The sequence below is a fragment of the Saccharicrinis fermentans DSM 9555 = JCM 21142 genome (assembly GCF_000517085.1).
Lineage (GTDB): Bacteria > Bacteroidota > Bacteroidia > Bacteroidales > Marinilabiliaceae > Saccharicrinis > Saccharicrinis fermentans.
Genome location: NZ_KI912107.1, coordinates 2,371,755 through 2,396,038, shown reverse-complemented (window position 1 = coordinate 2,396,038; position 24,284 = coordinate 2,371,755). Strand labels below are relative to the sequence as shown.

Sequence of the window (24,284 nt, the reverse complement as noted above, 5' to 3'; positions counted from 1 at the left end):
ACAAACAGTGGTTAACATGAAAGAAGGCAATAGCTTGCCTGACGGAATTACACAAGAAATAATTGACGCTTGGAAAAAGCGGTATGGACAGCAAAAAATAAAGCTTGGAGAGCTTCCTATAAATGAGGACAGAACGCAGTTTCTGGCTGTAATTGGTCGTGTACCTGACCGTAAAACGGTTGGAGAGTTTGAAAAGTGGATGGATAAAGATCCTAATAAAAGCAAAGAGATTTTGATAAATGCCTGTCTTTTAACAGAAAAAGAACAAGTAAAAGCAGATGACTTTCTCTTTTATGGCGCTTTCGACTTTTTAACAACCCTGTTGCCAGTCGCAAAAAGTAACATAAAAAACTTATAAGCGGCTATCCTGCTATCGACAGTGTTGATGATAGTGATAGTCGCATAAGGCAACATGTTAATTTTTTTCGGCGCGGCAATGCTTTGCTTAGCTACTTTTTACACATACCATTTCCTGAGAATTTAGAGGATGAAGTATGGATGGAAAAGTTTAGACAGCTAGAATGGTTGGCAGAACAAGGTATACTAGGAGTAAAAAATAAGACAGATGGGTATTAAAATAAGTGGTATAATTGAAAGGTATAACGAGGCTTTTGGTGTAACAGCACAAAAAGTTGCACCTCGCTTAGTTCAACTGGCCAATTTAGAAGGCATAAACATTAACCTTCCGGGTTTAGATGTTTATAGTAACGATTCAACCGACTTTGCTAATGTTACCTTTAAAAACTCGCTTGATTCAGATAAAGTATATCGATTTGGAGTCAATTCGTCAGACAATAAAGCATTGCCTTTTTTTAAATTTCAGAGCACACAAGATTCTCAAGGTTTTCTAGCGCCTCCGCCTATGGTAAGCTTTAAGCGTGGCAAACATGCAGTAATAACACCAATTGACCGTACTGGTTATGAGGTGATAGAAAATTTTGGTTTAAGAAGTTGGCAAATTCGTATGCAGGGAATACTTGTGGATAGCGATTCGCATAACTATCCACAGCGTCTTGTAAAAAAGATAACTGAGATGTTTGAGGCTGCAGGGACTTATGCCGTTGAAGGAACAATCTGGGATGATTTGGATATTCAAGAGGTATTTTTTAAAGATGATTATCAAATTAGCTTTGTTGAGGGTTATGTTGATACGGTAAAGTACAGTGTGAGTTTAATTAGTACAAGTCAGGCTGAGTTTATTGTGCAAGGGCAATGATATGAAAATGTATTACGAACCAAATAGTAGAGTAACAGTTGGTAATGTTGTTTTTAACAATGTTAACAGAGTACAAATTACCGAGAGTGTAAAAGAACTGGGTGATAAAGCTATAGTTGTATTACCTCGAAACTATTCAACGATTGCCGGGCAGGGGGTTCTTGATTATTTGAAAACAGGTGATCCTGTAAAAATAGAACTTGGTTATGATGGAAACTATTGGACTGAGTTTTCTGGATTCTTAGACGAGATTGAAAGTAGTGAGCCACTTGTATTACATATAGATGATGCTTTTTATCACCTAAAACGCAACAACTTTGTAAAAGCATGGCCAAGTATAAGCTTAAAACAGTTGCTTGAATTTATTGCCCCAAATTACACTATCGAATGTCCTGGGGTCAACTTAGGTACTTTTCAGATTAGTAATGCCAGTAGCTACAGAGTTTTGCGAGAATTACAGAAACAATACGGCTTTTATTCATATATCCGGGATCAGGTTATTACCTGTCAGTTTGCCTACGATGTTAGGGGCATTGGTGATATATGGACTTATAAATTTTACAATAATGTAAAACGAAACGATCTTGCGTATCATAGAAAAGAGGATGTTAAAGTTAGAATTAAAGCCATTGCCAACCAGCGTAACGGTAAAAAGTTGAAGTATGAAACGGGTAGTGATGATGTAAACTATGCCAGTGTTAGAACTTTAAACTTTGGAGCAATAACTGAAAAAGAATTAAAACAAGCTGCTGACGCTTGGTATAATAAACTAAGTTTTGATGGGTATTCAGGTTCAATTACTGGCTTTGCTTACCCTAGAACTCATGCTGGAGATACTCTAAAAATAATTGATGATCTGGAACCTGAGAGAGAGGGGAATTATTTGATTGAAAAGACAATAATCGTTTACGATTTAACAAAGGGTTATGAACGTCAAAACACATTAAGCTTTAAAGTATGAGTTTAGAAAGTGTAATACAGGCAGCAACTGAAAAAGTAGCCGAAAAGGTTATTCCGGTAATGGTTACTGAAGGTACGGTTACCAAAGTGGATAGAGATGCAAATACCTGTAATGTTGAGCGTGAAGATTTACCGGATTTATTTGAAGTAAGATTAAACGCTATTACAAGTCCGGGTCAAAATGTTGTTTCCATTTATCCAAATCTTGGTAGTCGGGTTCTGGTTGTATTGGTTGAGAATAATAAAACAGATGCCTACGTAATTACCGCCACAGATATTGACGAAATAATCATAAACGGTGGAGTCAATGGAGGAATAGCAATCAGTCAGAAAGTGATAGATGAAATACAGGAGATTAAAAACGATTTAAACATGCTTAAAACAGCGTTTCAAAATTGGGCTCCGGCAAATGGAGACGGTGGAGCATTATTAAAGACAGCTGCAACTGCTTGGTTTGGCAATCAGCTTGAGGATCCAGATCCTGAAGCAATCATTAACGAAAAAGTAAAACACTAATGGCACGTGAGGATTATCTATTAGACGAAAACAACGACTTTGCTACGGCAAACGGTGACTTTGTTACGGGTGCTTCCGATGACCAGCACGTTGAAATGTTACTGGAGCTCAACAAAGGGGAGCTGAAAGAAAATCCGACTGTTGGAATAGGTTTAAATAAGTTTTTGAAACAACAAAACACCAGTTTAAACCAAATTAAAAGAGAGATTAAAGTCGGTTTAAAAACAGATGGATACACAGTAACCGATCTTAGCATAAGCGAAGATGGGAGCTTTGAACTTGATTATAAATTGGAGGAATAAAAAAAAGATTATGAAGAAATTTTTTAAAACATTTAAAGAGGAAATGATTTCACTAATCGTGTTAGTGATTTCGTTTGGTTGCCTAAACTGGGTATTAGGAAATTACTTTCCCAATTCTGCATTTTTTGACGTTATGTCTGAACTTGAAACGATAGCGTATAGTATAGTTCGTTATGTTGTTGTGTTGGCTACAGCATGGTTTGGGGTAAGGGTTATTTTTCCAAATGTATTTAGGTTTTTACGAGATGATTTTTATGGAAATTTCCCAACGCTTGAGAAAAATATAAAGTACATATTAGCTACAGTTATTTTTTTAGTGTTTGTGTTAGCTGGATCTATAACGGCATCGGCTCAGCCTGATGTAAGGCAAAAATTATTGAATAATCTAAATGAGCAACTACATGTAAGAGAAGTAACACAAAACAGCTCTCCTGATATAGATAAATACCTACACCATGTAGGCTTTGATTATCCAGTAGCTTGGTGTGCAGCGTTTGTTTCCTGGAATTTATATAATGTAGGAATTAGTAATCCAAATTCTGCGTGGTCGCCATCCTTTGCCAGAGATAAGGATGTGATTTGGTATTCAAAATCAGGCTATAAAAACAAAAAAACAATTGCGCTCGCTGGTGATGTTGTTACATTTTACTATTCATCTTTAAAAAGAGTTGGGCACGTAGGATTTTACATCAAGACTGATAAGTCTGGGTATTTTATAACAATTGAGGGAAATACAAATAATAACGGTAGTAGAACCGGTGACGGGGTATATAAAAAAAAGCGAAGCCCCAAAAAGGTGTATGCCATTTCTCGTTATATAAAAGTAAAGAATTATGACTGTAAAGGGTAAAATATTCATGTGCACAACCTTTCTGTTTCTAGGTATAGGAATTGGTTTGGTTGGAGGGTATACGTTTGCAAAAAAACAAGCAAATACAGGAAATCAGATTAATGTTTCCGTTGACGGTAAGGTTAAAAAAGACGGTAACGTGAATATTAATTTAGAAGGTAACGATCAGGATCAGGCAAAAAAACGCCGAAAATGAACAGCATAAGCATACTGTCGGGTGAAACCCTGTTTGATGTGGCCATACGCGAGTATGGACACATGCAGGGTGTCGCTCAATTAGCTAAGGATAACAATATAGAATTAACATCAATTTTAAGTCCTGGTAGTGTTCTTAAAGTTGATGACTCTGTAACCTATGATTTGCCTGCCGTTACAGTTCGAAAAAATACATCTATTGCACCTAACACACAAACGGTTCATCAAGGACAAAATATTTTTGACATTGCTATACAAGAGTACGGAACCCTACAAGGAATCGAAAAGCTAACAATTGATAACAGTATCGGTTTAACAGAGAATCTGCCTGTTGGAAGTGTTTTAAATATAAGAAACGAAAAGCTAAACAAATTAGTGGTTGAGTTTCTGGCCGGAAAGGGCTTAAAGATAGCAACCGACTTTAGTGTCGAACAATCGGAAACACTAAAACCTCAGGGAATTGGATATTGGAAGCTAGAAGTTGATTTTATAATAAGTTAAATAAATGGCAAGGAATATAACAGAAATACAGCAGGGAATAATTGACAACGTTCAGGATGATGAGGCGTTAAGCGAAGTGCTTACAAGTACAAGTAAAACGGCCTTATGGCGGCTTTTTGCGTATGTTTTTGCAGTTGCTTCATATTTGCTGGAGGTGCTATTTGATAATCACACATCTGAAATTGATGCGAAGCTAGCCACACAAAAAACACATAACGAAATGTGGTATGCCGAAAAAGCTAAAGCATTCCAATACGGGTATGAGTTAGTGACAGAAACAGACTACTACGAAACAGAAGATGAAGATGCAAAAATAGTAAGTCATGCTGCCGTAGAAAGTAAAAACGGAACACTGTTTATGAAGGTGGCAAAAACTGAAAATGGAGAATTGCAACCTTTAAGTACAAGTTCTCCTGATGAATTAACACCTTTTACAGCATATATAACAGCTGTAAAAGATGCAGGGGTTGTTATTAATGTTGTGTCTTCTGAAGGTGACAATCTTCGTCTTGTTATGGATATATATTATGATCCGCAAGTGCTAAATGCGGATGGAACGTTGATTACAGACCCTAGTCAATCACCAGTCGAAGATACGATAAGGAAATTTATTACTGCGCTACCCTTCAACGGTGAATTTATTCCAGCAAGTCTGGTTGATTCGCTTCAGCTCACTGACGGTGTTGATATACCTGAAATATTAAGCGTTGAAACAAAATACGCGGACAACGACTGGCAAGCGGTCCAGGGAAAGGTTACCCCTAACGCAGGTTACTTAACAGTTACAGATGATGATCTAACACTTAACTATAAAGCAAATGTTTAATATCGACTTTAATTCTGTTGTGATATGGTTACTTCCAAACAAGTTGCGAACGATATTTAATGTGGCCTGGTTAAAGGCTCTTATTTCGCAAATTGTTGTAGTGTATAATAACTTTATTAGCTATCGTACACAAACCTTGTACAAACTCAACCACAATAGTCAGGTATGTTATATCGAATCGGCTTTAAATGATGCCTTTGATTCTTCTGATAGAAGGATATACATAACAGACGCTGGAGGTGAGGTGGTAACACTAATTAATAGAGACACTGATTTGGACGCTCTAATCATATCTGATGATGTTGAAGGGGGTATAATAATACATAATGATTCAGCTTATTACGGGGGGAGTTATGATTTTATTGTAAACATCCCATATCAATTTTCGGAGGCAGATCTGTACAGGTTAAAAGGTATTGTTGATTATTATAAGCTGGCAGGCAAAAGATTTGATGTTGTGGTAAATATATAAGAAAGATGGATAAATTAACATTACAAGACAGGAAAGATTTTCCGCTTACAACTAACTCACTCGCATTTATGCAGGCCGCCTATGCAGCTATGGAGAAATTGGGCTATATAGGAGGCGATAACTATATCGTTTCGGGTTGCGAAGTTACAGGAACAAGTGCAGCCCCGGGGTACATGTTCTTAAAGGGTATTTTAATGCCCTTTAAAGGAGGTTCAATTTCAAGCAACGTGCAAATAGTAAAAAAGGTAACAGTTTCTAATGTAGATGCTGGTACTCGTGAGCAAACAAGCTATAATGCTGAGTTTGGAGTGTCAGCTGACGCAGAAAATAATATATCTTGGGATTCTATCATACGTACTGATACTATCATAAGTTTAATGTCGCAAATGACAGCTCTAAATAATCGTTTAGCAGATGTTGAAGATGATATTCTAGTAAACGCTCAGGATATACAATCTAATGCAGATAATATTGAAGAACTTGAACAAAAAGCGATTGTATCTCTCGCTAAAGGCACATACGGACCTTTTGATATCCGAGGTGGTAATCCTGACATTAATAGTGAAGTGATTCCATTTGGTGCTACAATTTCAACCGCAAATTATTTAGTTCTTGGAGCCATTCGACTTGCTAATGATACTGAAGATGGCAACGATGATTTGATATCGTGGGCTGTCAGATCTCGCAGTACTACAAATATGGAGATTTATTTTCAGGAAGAGTTTAGTGAAGATCAAAGTATATTTTTTGATTGGATGCTAATACCGTTAGATTAATTAATATGGGCAAACAGACTATAAATACGCTAAAAAACTGGTTTAAAACAGGATTATTACCAACGCAGTCTCAGTTTTGGGCATGGATGGATTCATTTTGGCATAAAGACGAGCAGATCCCTTCCGCTTCCATTGATGGGCTACAAACTTTGTTGGATTCTAAAATGGATGTTAAAGCGGTTGTGGCTCCTGAACAGGTAGGCGTTTATGATCCTGAAAAAAACTACGTATTTGATGCTTTAGTGGCCGAATACGTAAGTTTTAGTAATCCGGCAAGTGCAGACCCTCAGTTTCAAACCGAAAAGTTTTACCGACTTAAAGAAAATGCACCAGTAGGTGAAAACCCCGAAACCCATCCAGCCCATTGGGCTTATCAAGGCTCTACGATTGGTGAAATTACGATTGATGATGTGGTGGGGTTAAGGGAGGAACTGGACTGGTTGAGAGAGGATGGTGGTGGTACAAGCACAGCAATAGAAACCAGTTTCGACAACTCCGAAAACGACTTTGAGGCCGAAAATGTACAAGCCGCAATTGAGGAAGTTAAAGAGATAGCGGAGAGTAATATGGGTACCTCACAGGAACGATTCTCGCTAATAGGTCACACAAGCATACCAACGGCTTTTAGTGCAGCTACCAGTATTGTCTCTGTACCAAAATTCACTAATCTAACAAGCGTTAAGTTGGTAAACTCCGATGATGACAGCGAAATAGAAATAGTTACCGATAGCGTAGTAGCCGATTTACCTATAGCAGTTGCCGCAGGCGATTACACTTACGAATTGGCATACGAAAGCGGTTACGAACAAGGTGTTTTACTTATAAATTTTAGCGCATGACAACAATAACAGATGACATAATATTTGACCCTGATTTATCCTACGAGGAGCAATCAGAAGCATTCTTAACATATGCACAGGAAGTATTTGCAACCATAGACTTTACCGACATGAGCGATTTAGTTGATGATACTTGCACATGGACAGTTGAGCAAGATGGATTAAAATTCACTGCTACCCGTGTATACATTAATGTAAAATGGTACACCGTTAAATCACACACGTTTAGTGTAGAAGAAATAGAGGAGGAAGTATAATGGCAACTGGTTATGTAACTAATTACGGTAATAGTGAAAATGACGGACTGAGTTGGGATACTCCAAAGCGAAGTATTCAGAGTGCGATTGATGCAGGATTAAGTCCGATTTACGTAAAAGGATATCATAACGAATCCCTTGCAGAAACATCTGCTAGACACATATATGGTGATGGCTATATTATAATAGATGGAACATTGTTATCAAATTTTATTAGCTATATTAATTATAGCTATTTTTTAGGTTTAAGAATTCAGAATTTTGATAAATTATGTAGTAGTAACTTGTTTAGAGCAACTTATAGGGATGTGATTTTTAGTAAGATCGGCTACATTTATTATAAAGACGATACGATTGAGAGAGCAGCTCAGTCGTGTTTATTCGATAGTATAACTACTGAATTGGTAATTACTGGTTATGCGATTCGTTATAATAATACATTTTATAATTCGAAAATATCACTAAGTACGTTCGGTTGTAACTCTACATATACATATAGTAATGTATACTCTGAATGTGATTTAAATATTCAAATTTCTCCAAAATTTCAATATTCATTATTCCACAATTGCACATTCAAATTTACCGGAGGAGATCAGGATGCAGATGAAACAGACTATGCTGCACCTGTTGGCGATACCGATGATGATAAATTAGAAAATATACGTACCCGTATGGCTACTGTATACGGTGGTTCTTCATCCGATTATTTAATCGGCTGCAAATACCAAACAGACGGTGATTTGTTTATTGATGCAGATAACGAAAACTTTTACTTAGTCCCTGGATGTACAGCTGCGAGCATGAGTTATAAGGCTTCATATGTAGGTAAATATCCAGAAGGCGCAGTAGCCGAAATACCAGCCGATTTCACCACGTACACCAATATAGATGATGATGGTAATATTACCGACCAAACTACCAATGCCTATGCCGAAACAGCCATACAGGATATTGGCAAGCTACGACATGTAAACACGCTCAAAGCATTAGGAGAACGGGCAGTGCGTAATGGTAATCAGGTTAACGCCGATGCCGATTTAGGAGATGCCATTTATCCTGGTACAGATTTAACCGACGGCAGCACCTACATAGTTCGCACCGAAGCAATAAGTTTAACAGCTTCCGGCACAACCAGAGATGTTGGCGAAACATTTATAGCCTCTGCCGATGATGGTTTAGCTTTTACATCCGATACAGGCTATGTACAAGAAGTCTATTTAGACAAACCTCGCTGCGTCGAAATCAAAGCCAGCAAAACAGATGCTACACTAGCATCAGCCACATGGATAAAGCTCGATTTATACGAAACTCCTTACGTGAATTACGATGAAAACGGGTTAATAAGTGCAGGTAATTTAGATGAAGGCTATGATGCAGACGCAGCCGAAAAGATGTATATCCGTTATTGGAAAGCTCGTATTTATGTTCAAGCCCAAAACTTACCAGGATAATGTACGATGATGATAGCACATATAAAGGTCAGGTTTTAGGTTTATCGCCCGAAAAAGCAGAGTTCTATCCAAATGATTCTAGCCAATTGTTAGGATTCGAATTAGGCTTAAATGGAGATTCTGATAATCTATTTCCTGACGCAAGTAATTTAAAAGGTTTATGTCTTGGGCTAGGTGATCAGTTGCCTTTTATTAACCACAGTTCAAAGCTGTATATGAAAGAATAAAAAACAATGGGGTAAAAAGAGCCCCCGACTCCGTTAGTAGCTCTCTGACCTTCTACTAACAATAAAGGTGCATACACACCACGCCGGAGGCAAAATGCCTTGGGTTGGTGTGTATGCACCTTTTTTAATTAATTATTGCCAGAGAGACTACAAATATATAAATAACAAAACACAAATGAGTATTAAGAATTACACAAGTGCCCCATTGCCTTTCATGGGGCAAAAAAGACGGTTTTTAACACTGTTTAAATCAGCTTTAAACGAGTTTAAAACAGCCAACACTTTTATTGATTTATTTGGGGGAAGTGGCTTATTGTCTCACACAGCAAAAAGCGTTCGCCCGGATGCTCAGGTGGTGTATAACGATTACGATGATTATCACACCCGGTTATTACATGTAGATAAAACAAACCGCATGCTTGAGCATATCAGGGTATTGGTTAAAGACTGTCCACCGGATAAGAAGATACCCAATGAGATTAAGCAAAAGGTTATTGATTACATCCAAAATGAGGAACAAAAAGGCTTTGTGGATTATATTACGCTTTCATCTTCTTTGCTGTTCAGCATGAACTACTCAAAAAGCTTAAAGGATTTAGAAAAACAGACCATGTATAATTGTGTCCGTAAATCAAACTACAATGTTGCCGGGTACTTAGATGGTTTGCACATTGTAAAATACGATTACAAAGAACTTTTCAACAAATACAAAGGCATTGATAATGTTGTTTTCTTTGTCGATCCACCTTATCTGAGCACTGAGGTAGGAACATATAACAACTACTGGCGTTTAGCTGATTATTTAGATGTTCTCAACACATTAAAAGATACATCGTACTTTTATTTCACGTCTGATAAGTCAAGTATAATAGAACTTTGTGATTGGCTACAAAAGAACCTCGAGGCCAACAACCCTTTTGATGGTGCAATTAAATATGAAATGCCTGTTAAGGTTAACCATAATGCCGGGTATACTGATATAATGCTTTGTAAGGGTAATACAAGCGTTTCAGGCTCATTGTGTCAACCAATATACCAAAGCACCACCACAGATAATAAAAGCAGCTATTAAGCTGCTTTTATTATCTTTACACATATTTTTAAAGGGACATTCCGATTTAAAAAAAGGGACATTCCGATTTTTCAATTATAAAAGTATACCAATGAGTCCTGATGATATAATAACGCAAATACCCATCCACATACCGTCTCCGCCCATCGAATAACGAACGATACTGGTGGTAATCATGGTTATTACAGTAGGTATTGGACCGAAAAATAAACCAGAGATAGAGATCATTACAGAACGTGTGTCAAAAGCTATTCCGGGTACCCAATACCAAGGAGTGTACATGAGTACAATGCCAATACCACTTAAGATGATGCCAATGAGTATTTTGGTGCCTATGGGTTTGTTGTTTTTATTTTTTATCCAGAAATTTCCATAAAGCATGGTGAAAGCCAATAAGAGACCTGTGTTCTGTAATAACTCTATAATGATCGAATTTTCCATGAAACCTTGTTGTGTTTAATAGCATCCAAAACTTAATGAGCATTGCTTAGGCTCATTTTTATCCATCCTAAAGGGGAAAATTGGTTTAGAGTTGAGTAAATATTATTGACTATACGGCCAATAAGGCAGTATGTTACGTGATGTGGCTATGTAGTCGAAAATTGCCGATTACGAAAGGGTAAAAGAGAACCATGAGAATTGGGCCAGGTATAAAGCTGGGGTTGTATTGGATGGGGTGTTCTGGTAATTTTATCCACAGAATCATTGTTGTCATGAAGAAGATATCACGAAGACAGGTTGTCATTGATATACTTGTGGAGTTAATGGCTTGTTTTTGAGGTTGTAAGTCGTTGATGTACAGTTTGAATTTGTTTGCCTACTAAACAGTAGGTACAGGGTGAGCGTAAAATTGTTTTGATTTAGGGATTCAAAATCAAATGTGGTTAGAACATTGCTTATTTTAGCAAGGTTAATTAATTTAGGCGAACCATTTAAACTGATTTATTCAGGCATCTTCGTGTTGTAATAAATAATTTAAGAATAGCTCAGGTTAAAAAAGTGTGTGTTACTATTTTCGTACGTTGTTTAGTAGTAAAATATTTACGGTTGAGAATCGTTGTTATGGTATTCATGCAGATTATCTTTATTACTTTACAAATGATGTTTTTCTTTGATGTTTCCAATTACTAAAAATAAATAGTCATGAAAAATTTTAATTATCAGGCAGGAACAAAGATCCTTTTTGGAAAAAATAAAATCAATGAGTTGGCCGATGAAATATTACCATTTGGCAAAAGGGTTTTAATTACTTATGGGAAAGGTTCTGTGGTTAAGAGTGGGTTGTTGGATGCCGTAAAAAGTGAATTGAAGGAAAAAGATATTTATATAGAGGAATTGGGAGGTATTCAACCTAACCCGCGTTTGGCTAGTGTGAGAGAGGGTATTGCCATTTGTAGAGAGAAGAAAATTGAGTTTGTGTTAGCTATTGGAGGAGGTAGTATTATTGATGGTTCAAAGGCCATAGCAGCTGGTGTAAATTATCCAGGTGATGTTTGGGATTTTTATATCCGAAAGGCCGTACCAGAAACTGCGCTGCCCTTAGGTACCATTCTTACATTAGCGGCTACCGGATCTGAAATGAATGGAAGTTCGGTTATTACCAATGATGAAACGCAGGAGAAGTTACCAACAAGTAGCGAGTGTTTAAGACCAAAAATTTCGGTGTTGGATCCAACGTTGACTTTTACTGTGAATAAGTGGCAGACAGCATCAGGCGTAGTGGACATAATGAGCCATATCTTTGAGCAATATTTTACACCTGATTTGGGAACGGATTTGCAAGATAATATGGCAGAGGGTATTTTGAAAACATGTTTGAAATATGGGCCAATTGCGATCAAAGAGCCTAAGAATTATGAGGCGAGAGCTAATTTGATGTGGGCCTCAAGTATTGCATTGAATGGCTTGATGGTTACCGGTAAGATGTCGGGTGATTGGGGAACCCATATGATAGAACATGAGGTGAGTGCTATTTATGACCTCACGCATGGAGCAGGCTTGTCTATTTTGTTTCCCAATTGGATGAAGTTTGTTCTGAATGAACGGAATGCATTTAAATTTGCTCGTTTGGGAAAGAATGTATTCGGGATTGAAGAAAGTGAAGCTATGCTGGCAGCCACTAAAACCATTGAGGCGATTAGAGCGTTTTTTACATCTCTGGATATGCCAGCTTCGTTGTCGGATGTTGATATACCATCAGAGCATTTTAAAGTCATGGGTGAGAAAGCATGTCAGTTTGGACCCATCGGCTATTTTAAAAGGCTCAATGGAGAAGATGTTACGGCTATTTTAAAAATGAGTAAATAGAAATGGTCATATTGATCCATTAAATGAACTTAGGCATTTTTTTTGCTATATAAACGATATTGTCACTAAAAAACAATTATGTTATTTCGAAGTTTTTTTATACTGCTGGTTTCTGTGTTGTTTGCATCATGTGTAACTTATCAAACATTCAATATGGATGTTTTGATGCCTGCTAAACATACGGTTCAGCCCGAGGTTAAGTCTGTGGTATTGGTAGATAATTCGGTGCCTTTTAGGGGTAAAGATGTTCATCATATAAATACTTTGGGATCAGAGTTAAGTATTGATACCATCTGGCTGGATGCGTTTTCTGAATTGACCTTGTTGGCACTCAAGGAAGAATTACAGCGTAGAAACTTTTTTGATTCGGTATATTTACATGTTGATCCATTGAAGAAAGACCAGCGGTTTATTAACAGGGCTTTGAGTTGGAAGCAGGTTGACGACTTATGCCAACAGTATGATGCACAAGCTGTCGTTGCTGTCGAAAAATATTTATATGGTACTAAAATTCAAGTGGAAAGGATGTTTGATGGAGATTTATTGGGTTACCTGGATGCTGGAGGTGCCATATTGTGGCGAGGATATAATAATTTAAGCCAGAAAGTGATTTATCGTGAAACGCAAAAGGATACCATATCATGGGACGTTACTGGTGGTAATATCACACAGATAGCCAATGGACTACCTGCTATTAAAGGGGGACTGGGTGATTTGGCTCAATATTTGGGTGAACAGGCAGCAGATTACCTGGCACCGGTGTGGGAAACGCAGACAAGAGGTTACTATGTTGCAGGGAATTATCATTTTGTTCAGGCTGCTGAATTTGTTAATGCGGAGAATTGGGGAGAAGCCATTAAACTCTGGAAATATGTTTTTGATCATTCGCAAAAAAAAGTGAAGGCAAGAGCCGCATATAATCTGGCACTGGCAGCTGAGATTTTAAGTGATTATGAATCGGCTTTATACTGGCTTAAGGAAGGAATGAGTGTTTATAGTCAATTAAAGAAGACTGTTGTCGTTGATGATAGGAGGCGCATGGTGAAATACTTTATGTATATGAGCAAACGTGTTAATTCAGTTGAGGTGTTGAAAGAACAAATAGGAGCTATTCAATGAAGGTAAGTCTTTTAATAATTGTTTTATTGCTGTCATTTGCTTGTGGTAGAGCCCAGTTAGATATTGGTGATAAGGGAGCCAGCACAGCTTTGAAAATTCAGAATCTGATAAGTGGTGAAACAATGGTCTCGCATAATGCGTACCTGCGTTTAATGCCAGCTTCGTTAACGAAGGTGATCACCACTGCAACAGCATTGGAATTATTGGGAGAGAATTATACGTATAAAACTGTTTTTTCCTATACCGGATCGCTTGAAAATGGTAAGCTAATTGGTGATTTGCTTGTAGAATCGGATGGAGATCCAACATTGGGCTCTAAATACTTCCCCCAAACAGCCCCTGATATTTTTTTTGCAGATATCTTAAAACACCTGAAGAGAATAGGCGTTCAGTCAGTGGAAGGAAGTATTCGTGTATTAGGTGCTCAGGTGAGTTATTCGGCTCCCCGGTTGTGGGAAGATATGGGTAATTATTATGGTGCGTCACCGCAAGGTTTTAACTGGCATGACAATACTGCTGTAATTACCTTACGTTCTGGCGAGGTGGGAACGGAATGCAAGGTTGTGTCCGTAGATCCTGATATAAAGCCTTATCGATTGCGCTGTAAGGCTGTGGCAGCTTCTCATAGTAAAGATAGTGCCTATGTGTATGGTCTTGGCGAAATAGAGCAGTGGTGGATAGAAGGTTCGATTCCGCAACATCGTTCTTCTTTTAAGATAAAAGCTGCTTTACCAAAGCCTCAGGAAGCATTTGTCAATTATTTGATGAAGTATCTGGACAAAGAGGGTGTTGAAATTCATTGTAATAGAAAAATTAGTCTGAAGGGTCAGAGGAGACGCACTCCTATTTTTACCTATCAATCACCACCACTTTCTCAGATTATTAAAGTGGTTAACCATAAAAGTAATAATCTATTTGCCGATCAGCTTTTGTTGACCCTGGGTAAAGAAATAAAGGGAAGATGGTCGTGGGATAATGGTAATGCGGTGGTAAGGGAGTTTTGGCAGGATAAAATAGATTTCGATACTCATTTTCGACTGAGGGATGGCAGTGGGTTGACGCCGAAGAATTTGGTTTCGGTAGATGGTATGGTGAAGTTGCTGGAGTGGATGTACCGGAATAGTGATCATTTTGACGTTTATGCCGCATCGTTGGCCAGAGGAGGAGAATCGGGTACCTTGCGTAGTGTTTTTAAAAATCCTGATCTAAAAGGTCGTATTATAGGAAAGAGCGGTTCTTTTGAAGGTGTGTTGGGATATTGTGGTTATGCAACAAGCTTGGCTGGTAAAAAGACGGCTTTTTGTATGATTAGCAATAATTACCTTGTGTCAACTCGACAGGTTAGGATGGTTATGGATGATGTAATAACCCATATTTTGCTGGAGAATTAAAATATTTAATATGGCATTTAAAGTAGCACTTATTCAAAACGATATTGCCTGGGAGCAAGCAGGTTCTAATTTGAATCACTTGTCGCACCTACTTCAGGGATTAGAGGATCATGTTGATTTGTTGGTGTTGCCTGAAATGTTTGCAACAGGATTTTCCATGGATACTTCATGTATCGCACAAGGAATGGATGGACAAGTTGTAGAATGGATGAAGGAGATGGCTGAGAAATGTGCAATTGCCATTATGGGCTCACAGGCCATTGAAGAGAATGGTAAAGTTTATAATAGGGCTTTGTTTGTAACGCCCGATAAACAAGTTAGATATTACGATAAGCGACATTTGTTTAGCCCAGGTCAAGAAGATTTGCATTATACACAAGGAAAACAGCGTACTGTCCTTACTTATAAGGGTGTGCGTATTCTTCCTCAGATATGTTATGATTTGCGTTTCCCGGTATGGAGCCGGAATGGAAGCGATTACGATTTGGCTATTTATGTGGCAAATTGGCCAACGGTCCGAAAAGATGTGTGGGACGTCCTACTTAAGGCCAGAGCTATTGAAAATCAATGTTATGTGTGTGCTGTTAATCGGGTAGGAGAAGGGGGCGGAATTCATTATTCCGGAGCGTCTCAGGTGATTGACTTTAAGGGAAGGGTTCTGCTTAATATGAACCATAAATTTAATTCAATAGCTTACTGCAGGTTAGATATGTTGTCTCTTGTTTCTTTTAGAAAAAAGTTTCCAACTTATTCAGATGCGGATGATTTTACTCTTTTTTTAGATTGAATTTTGTCTTTTTATTGCATATTAACAATTTTATCGTTTAATTTAATAGAATGATAGTTGTAATTGTTTAAATATTATATAAATTATATTTTTGTGGTTCGAGATTTGGCCTCAATGATTTTGTTTTAGAAAATGATGGTTGTATTAACACTGTTTATATGAAAAGTTTTAAGGTAACAATAGAGGATAGCGAAGTTAAGTTCTTTAAGGATTTATTGGATAAATTTGATTTTGTTAGGTATGAAGAAGTGGATGGATTTGAAGAAGGTGAGGATATATCCGGGAGCGGATTTTGAGATACGCTCTAAAAAGAAAAGTAATATACAAAGCATTCAATCTGATTCTGCTAATGTAAGCCAACATTCAATTGGAAAAGATAGGCAAAGTAAACCGGATACAATGGAGGATATTCGTAGTGTGATTTCGAAAATAGACCAACTAAGGGATCGTTCAAAATAGATTTATAATCAGGTGTTGGGATGAATTTTTACATTGGACAGTAAGGATGAGATGTAGTAAGAATATGTAAGCGTTTGGAGTTGATAAGAACAAGATTGGTCTATTGTTAGGAAAATGAGTGGAATGCAGTGTTGATAAAAGTTGTTCAGGGCATCATTTTTGTAGTAGGATTGTTCGGAAAAACCAATACTATTTGTTATGAAGAGCTTCGTTTTTATTTTTAGTATGGCACTGATGTTTTCCTGGGGTGGAATGGCACAGGTGACTGAAAAAGTATATACATCGGTAGATAAGGTTCCTGTTTTTGGTAAATATGGTGGGAATGTTAAAAAATATATCCGTAAGAATGTTGCGTATCCTCTGGATGCTTTGGTGAAAGAAACAGAAGGTGAGGTGTTGGTTTCTTTTGTTGTAACAAGCAAGGGGCTCGTGAATAATGTGCAGGTAGAAAAAGGCTTAACGAAAAGCATTGATAACGAAGCTCTTAGGTTGGTGGAGGGCATGAAGAAGTGGAAGCCTGCAAAAGTTGGTGGTACAGCCGTGGCGAGTAAGGTAACTATTCCAGTAGGCTTTTATTTGACAGATGCCAACAGGAATTTGTCAAAGCAATTACAACCATTTTATGCCAAGGGGCAACCACCCTTGTTTGTGCTTGATAATAAAAAAGTAATGGGAATTAAAACCGTTGAGTATTACAATATAAAATCAATTCGGGTTGTTAAAGGAGAGAAGGCAGTGGCGATGTATGGTGAGGACGCTAAAAATGGCGTACTGGTCGTTGAAACCAAAAGAGGTACTCCTAGGGATTATCAGATGTATTAGATTAAAAATTATAAATCATCGCATATAAGGGAATTTATTCACTGAATAAATTCCCTTTTGTTTTACCTTTGTGGTACTTTTAGAACCTTCATAAGGAATTTAATGAGAGACCGAAGTTGTTGTGGGAATTTGAATTTCTATTTATAATGTAATTATTTTATGTATACACCAATTTTTTATTTGATAGTTTTTTTTATAGTAATTGAGTTCGTTTGGGATCGTTTTTTGCTTTATCTAAATACAACACAATGGAGTGATAAGGTACCTGCTGAATTGGAAGGTATTTATGATGCCAGCAAATATGCGAAGCAGCAACAATATTCAAGGGTCAATTATAGGTATGGTTGGTTTACATCGGTCTATGGTATTGTTTTGGTGTTGGCGATGTTGTTTTTTCAGGGTTTTTCCATGTTAGATCGTTGGGTTTTAAACTTTACTGATCATGAAATTCTAAGGGCCATTTTATTTTTAGGTGCACTGGGACTTGGTTCAGCTTTATTAAATCTTCCTTTTTCCTTGTATAGTACATTTGTGATTGAAGAGCGGTTTGGGTTTAATAAGACCACTCCTAAGATATTTGTGCTTGATTTGTTTAAATCAATGTTGATTGGAGCTATATTGGGTGGCGGCATATTGGCATTGATCATGTGGTTTGTTCAGCTGGCCGGTGATTTGTTTTGGCTGTATGCTTGGGGGTTGATGACTTGTTTTATGCTTTTAATGACGATGTTTTACACCTCTGTGTTATTGCCCTTGTTCAATAAACAAACCCCGCTTGAGGATGGCGAATTAAAAACAGCCATTCAGGCATTTTGTGAAAAAGTAGGCTTTAAACTGGATAATATTTATATGATGGATGGCTCTAAGCGCAGTACCAAAGCCAATGCTTTCTTTAGTGGTTTAGGCGCTAAAAAACGAATTGTTTTGTATGATACTTTGGTGAAGGATTTGGAAGTGGATGAGATTGTAGGTGTGCTGGCGCACGAAATAGGTCATTACAAAAAGAAACATACTCTATGGGGAATGATCAGTGGCATCATGCAAACGGGGATTATGTTGTATGTGTTTGCTTTATTTGTGTATTCGCCAGAACTCTCTCAGGCATTGGGGGTTCAAGAGCCTGCTTTTCATATCGGTTTAATCGCTTTTGGTATTCTCTATAGTCCTATTTCCGGTATTGCAGGTTTGTTTTCTACTTTGATTTCCCGTAAAAATGAATATGAAGCAGATGCTTTTGCGGCTAAATATCACAATGCAGAATCTTTGATAAAGGCATTAAAAACGATTTCAGTAAATGCTTTGAGTAATCTTACTCCACATCCTTGGTTTGTGTTTTTTCATTATTCTCATCCTCCCTTGTTATCCCGGATAAAGGCCTTGAACAAGTATAGTTAATGGAAAGAACTGTGCTGAATGTATAACGATATTTTTGATATATAATGAAAATAGAAATAGTTACAATAGGAGATGAGTTGCTCATCGGTCAAGTGGTGGATACTAACTCGGCATGGATGGGCAAACAACTAAATGAAGTGGGGCTTGAGTTGACTCGTATTAACTCTATTGGTGATGATGAGAATGAGATTTTAAATGTTTTACGAGAGACATCGAAAAGAGCAGATGTGGTGCTTATAACTGGTGGTTTGGGGCCAACAAAGGATGATATTACCAAAACGACCATGTGTAAATATTTCAATAGTCAATTGGTGTTTAATGAACAGGTGTTGGAAGATGTTAAGCACTTTTTGACAGGACGGGTAAAGGATATCAATGATTTTAATCGTCAGCAGGCTATGGTGCCCGGTAATTGTCAGGTAATTCGAAATCCCGTAGGGACGGCACCTATCATGTGGTTTGAGGATGCGGGTACTATTTTTGTGTCTATGCCGGGGGTTCCATCAGAAATGAAGCATGCGATGAAAACAGAAATATTACCCCGATTGGTTGCACGGTGTGATACGGGTGTTATTGTGCATCGTACAGTGCTTATTCATAATATTCCTGAGGCGGTATTGGCCGAGATGTTGGTGGATTTTGAGCGTAGTATTCCTGACTTTGTGAAACTGGCTTATTTGCCTGCTCCCGGTAGGATACGTCTTCGATTTACGGGTAGAGGAAGTGATAAGGAGAAAATAGAGGGAGCGATCCTTTTGCTTATTGAACAATTGAAAGGTATTGTTGGGGATGCCATTTTAGGTTATGATGATGTGGCAACGGTGCAGTTGTTGGCCTCTCTTTTTAATAAACATAAATTAACTTTGTCGTCGGCTGAAAGTTGTACGGGAGGAAATATTGCACATCAAATTACTATGTATCCTGGTAGTTCCAGTTATTTTAGAGGTAGCGTTGTTGCTTATCATAACGATGTAAAGATGGGCATGCTTGCTGTAAAAGAGAAATCATTAAAAGATTTTGGGGCTGTAAGTAAAGAAGTGGTAGAGCAAATGGCTATGGGAGCCAGGTATAATTTAGGAACAGACTATGCTGTAGCTACCTCGGGTATTGCAGGACCTGATGGAGGTACTCCAGAAAAGCCTGTGGGCACTATTTGGATAGCTGTGGCTGGTCCGCAAAGGGTGGTGAGTCAGTGTTATAGCTTTGGTTATATTCGGGAACGAAATATTATGCGCACAACAGAAATGGCCTTAGTAATGCTTAAAAAGATGGTGGAAGAGGATTTGAGCTGATCATTTTGTAGTTAATTAGTGAAGGAATTATATAATTAAGTGTGAAAAATATATGCTTTTTGTTGGTGTAAATTTGTTATTTACAATAAAAAATAGTTATTTTGCACCCTGTTTGAAAAATGTATCCGAAAAAACGGTATAAAGATGTCAAGAGTTTGTCAGATAACTGGAAAAAGGTTCTTAGTAGGGAACAATGTTTCCCACTCCAAAAGGAGAACCAAAAGAAGATTTGATGTAAATCTATTTAAGAAACGATTCTTCCTAGTGGAAGAGGAGCGTTGGGTAGACCTAAGGGTTTCGGCTTCTGGGCTTAGAATGATCAACAAGGTTGGTTTATATGCTGCTTTGAAATCCGCACAAGAAAAAGGTTTTATAACTAAATTTTAAGAGGATTAAGAAATGGCTAAGAAATCAAAAGGAAATCGCATTCAGGTAATACTTGAGTGTACTGAGCATAAGGAGAGTGGAATGGCTGGAACCAGTCGTTACATCACTGTTAAGAACAGAAAAAACACTCCGGATAGAGTTGAATTGAAAAAGTATAACCCTATATTGAAGCGTTATACTATACATAGAGAAATTAAATAAATCTTTGTATCATGGCTAAGAAAGCAGTAGCAACATTACAAAAAGGAGGCGGTAAAGGTCACACTAAAGTGATTAAAATGGTTAAGTCGCCTAAAACCGGTGCTTACTCTTTTAGAGAAGAGATAGTAACCAATGAAGAAGTAAAAGATTTTTTCAAAAAATAATTTTGCCCAGGCAGAAGACATTTTTATCAAAAGAGCTTCCTTTATTTAAAAAAGGAAGCTTTTTTGTGTATATGCAGTTATGTATGCATATTTTTTTTACTTTTAACTTGTTCATTTTACAATGCTACGGTTGTTCATTGTAAAAGTGGTGGGTAACCATTCTTCCCATAGAACATATAGTAGTTGTCTATTTTAGAAAATAAGAAATGGGATTATTCGGAAGTTTTACAAAAGAGAAAAAAGAAAGTCTCGATAAAGGTTTAGCTAAAACCAAAGAGAGTGTATTTAAGAAACTTACGCGTGCCGTTGCGGGGCGCTCAAAAGTGGACGATGTTGTTTTGGACGAGCTGGAGGAGGTTCTGATATCTTCGGATGTGGGTGTGGATACCACATTGAAGATTATTGAACGTATTGAAGAACGGGTGGCCAAAGACAAGTTTTTGAGTACTTCCGAATTAAATAAAATTCTTAAGGAGGAGATTGTAGAGCTATTATCTGAAAATCAGGTGGATGGCGAAGGTGATTTTGAACTTCCCAAAAGCGAATTTCCTTATGTGATAATGGTTGTTGGAGTGAATGGTGTGGGTAAAACAACTACCATCGGTAAATTAGCGCATAAGTTTAAGTCGGCTGGTAAAAAGGTGGTGTTGGGAGCTGCCGATACTTTTAGAGCCGCAGCTATTGAGCAACTTCAGGTGTGGGCCGATAGAGTTGATGTTCCGCTAATTCGTCAAAACATGGGATCTGATCCTGCATCAGTGGCTTTTGATACTTTGGCGTCGGCAAAAAAACAAGGGGCTGACGTGGTGATTATTGATACGGCAGGACGACTTCATAATAAGGTGAACCTGATGAATGAACTCACAAAGGTGAAAAAGGTAATGCAAAAGGTAGTGCCTGATACTCCCAATGAAATTATCTTGGTGTTGGACGGGTCTACTGGTCAAAATGCTTTTGAACAAGCCAAAGAATTTACCAAGGCTACAGAAGTGAATGCCTTGGTTATTACTAAACTGGATGGAACAGCCAAGGGAGGCGTGGTAATTGGTGTGTCTGATCAATTTCATATCCCGGTTAAGTATATTGGGATTGGAGAGGGCATTGATGATTTACAAGTGTTTAATCGCACAGAGTTTGTGGATTCTCTATTTAATTAGCGCTTTATTTAGAACCATATGTTGGGCTACCTGTTATGAAGGTGGCCTTTTGTTTTTTAGCTGAAAAATTACTGAGTGTCTTTGAATAATTATGATGCGCTGAAAAAAAAGTAGGGTATTCAGAGCTAGATGTGGTTTATTCTGTAATTTTACCTCGCTAATTGGCGAAGGAATAGTGTATGGGAAGTATGATTCGTGTAATCTTTTCTCTTTAATTTGATAGTTTATAGAAAGTATGAAAAAGATTGATGTTGTTACCTTGGGATGCTCGAAGAATTTAGTGGATTCAGAATCCTTAATTAAACAGTTTGAAGCAGGAGGATTCTCTGTTGCACATGATTCGCCGTCACCAAAGGGGGATATTGCTATCATTAATACCTGCGGTTTTATTGGAGATGCCAAAGAGGAGTCCATTGAGACAATCTTGAATTTTGTGGAAGCCAAAAAAAGAGGAAAGGTTAAAAAGCTCTTTGTGATGGGCTGTCTCTCGGAACGATACTCTCAACAACTTAAGGAAGAACTACCTGAAGTTGATGCTATTTATGGTAAGTTCGATTGGAAGCAGATTGTGGAAGACTTGGGACAAACCTATCGGGCTGATCTGATCAATGAGCGCAGTCTGACCACACCGGGACATTATGCTTATTTTAAAATATCAGAAGGGTGTAATCGTTCTTGTTCTTATTGTGCTATTCCGCTGATCACTGGTAAGCATCGTTCTAAACCCATGGAGCAATTGATACAAGAGGCCGAAGGATTGGCTGCACAGGGTGTTAAAGAGTTACAGGTCATTGCGCAGGATTTGTCGTTTTATGGTCTGGATATTTATAAGCAAATGCGTTTGGCTGAATTGGTGCATCAGGTGGCTGATGTGGACGGGATTGATTGGGTAAGGCTTCATTATGCTTATCCAGCTGGCTTTCCTTATAATTTGCTAAAGGTGATGAACGAGCATCCTAATGTGTGTAATTATTTAGATATAGCCTTGCAGCATGTGAGTGATCATATGTTGCAGATTATGCGCCGTAATGTGTCTAAAGCAGAAACCTATAAGTTGATAGAGCGTATGCGAAAAGATGTTCCGGGGATTCATTTAAGAACAACGATGATCACAGGACATCCTGGTGAAACAGAACAGGATTTCAAGGAGATGTTGGCATTCGTGAAGGAGATGCGCTTTGAACGTCTGGGGGTATTTCCTTATTCTCATGAGGAGGATACGCATGCTTATCGTAACTATAAGGATGATGTCCCACAGGAATTGAAGCAGGAAAGAGCTGATGCCATCATGGAAGCTCAGGAACAAATTAGCCGTGAAATCAATGAGGCTAAAGTAGGTAATACAATGAAGGTGATTATCGATCGCAAGGAGGATGATTATTATGTGGGAAGAACTGAGTTTGACTCGCCGGAGGTTGATCCGGAAGTATTAATTCCCATTGAAGGGAACAAGGCTGAAGTGGGAACGTTTTATAAGGTCAAGATTACCGGTGCAGAATCCTATGACCTTTTTGGTGAATTATCCAAGGATTAAATTGTATGGCAAGATTTTTTATGGAGCTGGCTTATAGGGGTAAAAACTATCATGGCTGGCAGATACAGCCCAATGCCATTACGGTGCAAGAGGTATTGAATACCTGTGTAGGTAAAATGCTTGGCCAGGAAATAAATATAGTGGGGTGTGGTCGCACTGATACAGGCGTGCACGCATCTTATTTTGTGGCTCATTTTGAGAGCGAAAAGTTGCCCTTAGGTACGGAACAGTTTTGTTATAAGCTCAATCGTTTTTTGCCTAGGGATATTGCGGTTTATTCCATGACGCAGGTGGATGAGCAAACGCATAGTCGTTTCTCAGCCATAAACCGTAGCTATGAATATCACTTGGTGACACAAAAGAATCCTTTTTTACAGGAGTCTGCTTACTATTTGGACAAAGGAATTGATTTTTCGAAAATGAATGAGGCAGCTCAGGTCCTGTTGGATTATACTGACTTTACAAGCTTTAGTAAGTTGCATACCGATGTAAAAACCAATAACTGTAAAATTACAAAAGCTATTTGGGAGCAGAAGAGTGATCGATGGGTGTTTGCGATTAGTGCTGACCGTTTTTTACGGAATATGGTGCGTGCTATTGTAGGAACTTTGTTAGAGGTTGGGCAGGAAAAGATTAGTCTGCAAAGGTTTTGTGAGATCATTGAAGCAAAGGATAGAGGACTGGCAGGAACATCGGCGCCAGCCCATGGACTTTATTTGGTTGGGGTGGATTACCCCGAAGCATTGTTTATTCCCAAACATCAACGTGTTTGTTGTTTATAATACTTTTTTCTGTTGGCTATATTT

32 protein-coding genes are annotated in these 24,284 nt (G+C 37.9%); 31 read left to right on the top strand and 1 reads right to left on the bottom strand.

Annotation, left to right across the window (positions count from 1 at the left end; genetic code table 11):
* Positions 1-16: 16 nt before the first annotated feature.
* From CYTFE_RS0109385 to CYTFE_RS25870, 16 genes are all read left to right on the top strand, one after another.
* The gene (locus CYTFE_RS0109385; protein WP_152541901.1) at positions 17-358 is read left to right on the top strand and encodes a hypothetical protein; all 342 of its coding nucleotides are present in this window, start codon (positions 17-19) and stop codon (positions 356-358) included.
* Positions 359-565: 207 nt separating this feature from the next.
* On the top strand, positions 566-1,216 hold the full coding sequence (locus tag CYTFE_RS0109375; protein ID WP_027471584.1) for a DUF6046 domain-containing protein: 651 nt from the start codon (positions 566-568) through the stop codon (positions 1,214-1,216).
* A gap of 7 nt (positions 1,217-1,223) precedes the next feature.
* Entirely contained in the window at positions 1,224-2,177 is a 954-nt protein-coding gene (locus CYTFE_RS0109370) for a hypothetical protein (protein ID WP_044214258.1), read from the top strand.
* On the top strand, positions 2,174-2,692 hold the full coding sequence (locus CYTFE_RS28640; RefSeq protein WP_052343114.1) for a hypothetical protein: 519 nt from the start codon (positions 2,174-2,176) through the stop codon (positions 2,690-2,692). Before CYTFE_RS0109370 ends, CYTFE_RS28640 begins: the two co-directional genes overlap by 4 nt.
* A complete protein-coding gene (locus CYTFE_RS0109360; RefSeq protein ID WP_027471582.1) occupies positions 2,692-2,994 on the top strand; it encodes a hypothetical protein in 303 nt (100 codons plus the stop codon). Before CYTFE_RS28640 ends, CYTFE_RS0109360 begins: the two co-directional genes overlap by 1 nt.
* Positions 2,995-3,004: 10 nt before the next feature.
* A complete protein-coding gene (locus CYTFE_RS28635; RefSeq protein WP_161636330.1) occupies positions 3,005-3,844 on the top strand; it encodes a C40 family peptidase in 840 nt (279 codons plus the stop codon).
* A complete protein-coding gene (locus CYTFE_RS0109350) occupies positions 3,828-4,040 on the top strand; it encodes a hypothetical protein (RefSeq protein WP_027471581.1) in 213 nt (70 codons plus the stop codon). Before CYTFE_RS28635 ends, CYTFE_RS0109350 begins: the two co-directional genes overlap by 17 nt.
* Entirely contained in the window at positions 4,037-4,540 is a 504-nt protein-coding gene (locus CYTFE_RS0109345; protein WP_027471580.1) for a hypothetical protein, read from the top strand. The genes CYTFE_RS0109350 and CYTFE_RS0109345 overlap by 4 nt, the downstream gene beginning before the upstream one ends.
* A gap of 4 nt (positions 4,541-4,544) precedes the next feature.
* Positions 4,545-5,366, top strand: coding sequence for a hypothetical protein (locus CYTFE_RS0109340; protein WP_027471579.1), 822 nt, complete (start codon positions 4,545-4,547; stop codon positions 5,364-5,366).
* Positions 5,359-5,838: a hypothetical protein gene (locus CYTFE_RS0109335; protein ID WP_027471578.1), complete on the top strand. Its 480-nt coding sequence runs from the start codon at positions 5,359-5,361 to the stop codon at positions 5,836-5,838. Before CYTFE_RS0109340 ends, CYTFE_RS0109335 begins: the two co-directional genes overlap by 8 nt.
* Before the next feature lie 5 nt (positions 5,839-5,843).
* The gene (locus CYTFE_RS0109330) at positions 5,844-6,614 is read left to right on the top strand and encodes a hypothetical protein (RefSeq protein ID WP_027471577.1); all 771 of its coding nucleotides are present in this window, start codon (positions 5,844-5,846) and stop codon (positions 6,612-6,614) included.
* Positions 6,615-6,619: 5 nt separating this feature from the next.
* Positions 6,620-7,453, top strand: a complete 834-nt coding sequence (locus tag CYTFE_RS0109325) for a hypothetical protein (RefSeq protein WP_027471576.1) — start codon at positions 6,620-6,622, stop codon at positions 7,451-7,453.
* Entirely contained in the window at positions 7,450-7,710 is a 261-nt protein-coding gene (locus CYTFE_RS0109320) for a hypothetical protein (RefSeq protein ID WP_027471575.1), read from the top strand. Before CYTFE_RS0109325 ends, CYTFE_RS0109320 begins: the two co-directional genes overlap by 4 nt.
* Positions 7,710-9,164 (top strand): hypothetical protein, encoded by a 1,455-nt coding sequence (locus CYTFE_RS0109315; protein ID WP_027471574.1) that lies wholly within the window; start codon positions 7,710-7,712, stop codon positions 9,162-9,164. The genes CYTFE_RS0109320 and CYTFE_RS0109315 overlap by 1 nt, the downstream gene beginning before the upstream one ends.
* Positions 9,164-9,391: a hypothetical protein gene (locus tag CYTFE_RS30350; RefSeq protein ID WP_027471573.1), complete on the top strand. Its 228-nt coding sequence runs from the start codon at positions 9,164-9,166 to the stop codon at positions 9,389-9,391. The genes CYTFE_RS0109315 and CYTFE_RS30350 overlap by 1 nt, the downstream gene beginning before the upstream one ends.
* 175 nt (positions 9,392-9,566) lie before the next feature.
* Complete coding sequence (locus CYTFE_RS25870; protein ID WP_200871479.1) at positions 9,567-10,463, top strand: DNA adenine methylase; 897 nt, start codon at positions 9,567-9,569, stop codon at positions 10,461-10,463.
* A gap of 75 nt (positions 10,464-10,538) precedes the next feature.
* Here the strand turns inward: CYTFE_RS25870 and CYTFE_RS0109300 are convergent, their stop codons facing one another.
* Complete coding sequence (locus CYTFE_RS0109300; protein WP_027471572.1) at positions 10,539-10,904, bottom strand: LytS/YhcK type 5TM receptor domain-containing protein; 366 nt, start codon at positions 10,902-10,904, stop codon at positions 10,539-10,541.
* 702 nt (positions 10,905-11,606) lie between these two features.
* On the opposite strand from CYTFE_RS0109300, the gene CYTFE_RS0109295 reads away from it, so the two are divergent.
* From CYTFE_RS0109295 to truA, 15 genes are all read left to right on the top strand, one after another.
* Positions 11,607-12,770, top strand: a complete 1,164-nt coding sequence (locus CYTFE_RS0109295) for an iron-containing alcohol dehydrogenase (protein ID WP_027471571.1) — start codon at positions 11,607-11,609, stop codon at positions 12,768-12,770.
* Between the two features lie 78 nt (positions 12,771-12,848).
* On the top strand, positions 12,849-13,889 hold the full coding sequence (locus CYTFE_RS0109290) for a DUF6340 family protein (RefSeq protein WP_027471570.1): 1,041 nt from the start codon (positions 12,849-12,851) through the stop codon (positions 13,887-13,889).
* Positions 13,886-15,280: a D-alanyl-D-alanine carboxypeptidase/D-alanyl-D-alanine endopeptidase gene (gene dacB, locus CYTFE_RS25865; RefSeq protein WP_052343112.1), complete on the top strand. Its 1,395-nt coding sequence runs from the start codon at positions 13,886-13,888 to the stop codon at positions 15,278-15,280. Before CYTFE_RS0109290 ends, dacB begins: the two co-directional genes overlap by 4 nt.
* Before the next feature lie 10 nt (positions 15,281-15,290).
* Entirely contained in the window at positions 15,291-16,067 is a 777-nt protein-coding gene (locus CYTFE_RS0109280) for an amidohydrolase (RefSeq protein ID WP_044262703.1), read from the top strand.
* A gap of 158 nt (positions 16,068-16,225) precedes the next feature.
* Positions 16,226-16,363, top strand: a complete 138-nt coding sequence (locus CYTFE_RS29925) for a hypothetical protein (protein ID WP_154665644.1) — start codon at positions 16,226-16,228, stop codon at positions 16,361-16,363.
* Positions 16,308-16,526, top strand: a complete 219-nt coding sequence (locus tag CYTFE_RS30345) for a hypothetical protein (RefSeq protein ID WP_152541707.1) — start codon at positions 16,308-16,310, stop codon at positions 16,524-16,526. Before CYTFE_RS29925 ends, CYTFE_RS30345 begins: the two co-directional genes overlap by 56 nt.
* Before the next feature lie 198 nt (positions 16,527-16,724).
* On the top strand, positions 16,725-17,348 hold the full coding sequence (locus CYTFE_RS25860; protein ID WP_081735959.1) for an energy transducer TonB: 624 nt from the start codon (positions 16,725-16,727) through the stop codon (positions 17,346-17,348).
* A gap of 159 nt (positions 17,349-17,507) precedes the next feature.
* Positions 17,508-18,743, top strand: a complete 1,236-nt coding sequence (locus CYTFE_RS0109265) for a M48 family metallopeptidase (RefSeq protein ID WP_027471568.1) — start codon at positions 17,508-17,510, stop codon at positions 18,741-18,743.
* Positions 18,744-18,787: 44 nt separating this feature from the next.
* Positions 18,788-20,035, top strand: a complete 1,248-nt coding sequence (locus CYTFE_RS0109260; RefSeq protein ID WP_027471567.1) for a competence/damage-inducible protein A — start codon at positions 18,788-18,790, stop codon at positions 20,033-20,035.
* A 144-nt stretch (positions 20,036-20,179) separates the two neighbouring features.
* Complete coding sequence (gene rpmB / locus CYTFE_RS0109255; RefSeq protein ID WP_027471566.1) at positions 20,180-20,422, top strand: 50S ribosomal protein L28; 243 nt, start codon at positions 20,180-20,182, stop codon at positions 20,420-20,422.
* Between the two features lie 12 nt (positions 20,423-20,434).
* Positions 20,435-20,623, top strand: a complete 189-nt coding sequence (gene rpmG / locus CYTFE_RS0109250) for a 50S ribosomal protein L33 (protein WP_027471565.1) — start codon at positions 20,435-20,437, stop codon at positions 20,621-20,623.
* An 11-nt stretch (positions 20,624-20,634) separates the two neighbouring features.
* Positions 20,635-20,787: a DUF4295 domain-containing protein gene (locus tag CYTFE_RS29410; RefSeq protein ID WP_081735958.1), complete on the top strand. Its 153-nt coding sequence runs from the start codon at positions 20,635-20,637 to the stop codon at positions 20,785-20,787.
* 206 nt (positions 20,788-20,993) lie between these two features.
* On the top strand, positions 20,994-21,944 hold the full coding sequence (gene ftsY, locus CYTFE_RS0109240; RefSeq protein WP_027471564.1) for a signal recognition particle-docking protein FtsY: 951 nt from the start codon (positions 20,994-20,996) through the stop codon (positions 21,942-21,944).
* Positions 21,945-22,179: 235 nt separating this feature from the next.
* Positions 22,180-23,478 carry a 30S ribosomal protein S12 methylthiotransferase RimO gene (rimO, locus tag CYTFE_RS0109235; protein ID WP_027471563.1) on the top strand — a complete coding sequence of 433 codons (1,299 nt, stop codon included), beginning with the start codon at positions 22,180-22,182 and terminating at the stop codon, positions 23,476-23,478.
* A 5-nt stretch (positions 23,479-23,483) separates the two neighbouring features.
* On the top strand, positions 23,484-24,260 hold the full coding sequence (gene truA, locus CYTFE_RS0109230; protein WP_027471562.1) for a tRNA pseudouridine(38-40) synthase TruA: 777 nt from the start codon (positions 23,484-23,486) through the stop codon (positions 24,258-24,260).
* Positions 24,261-24,284 lie beyond the last annotated feature (24 nt).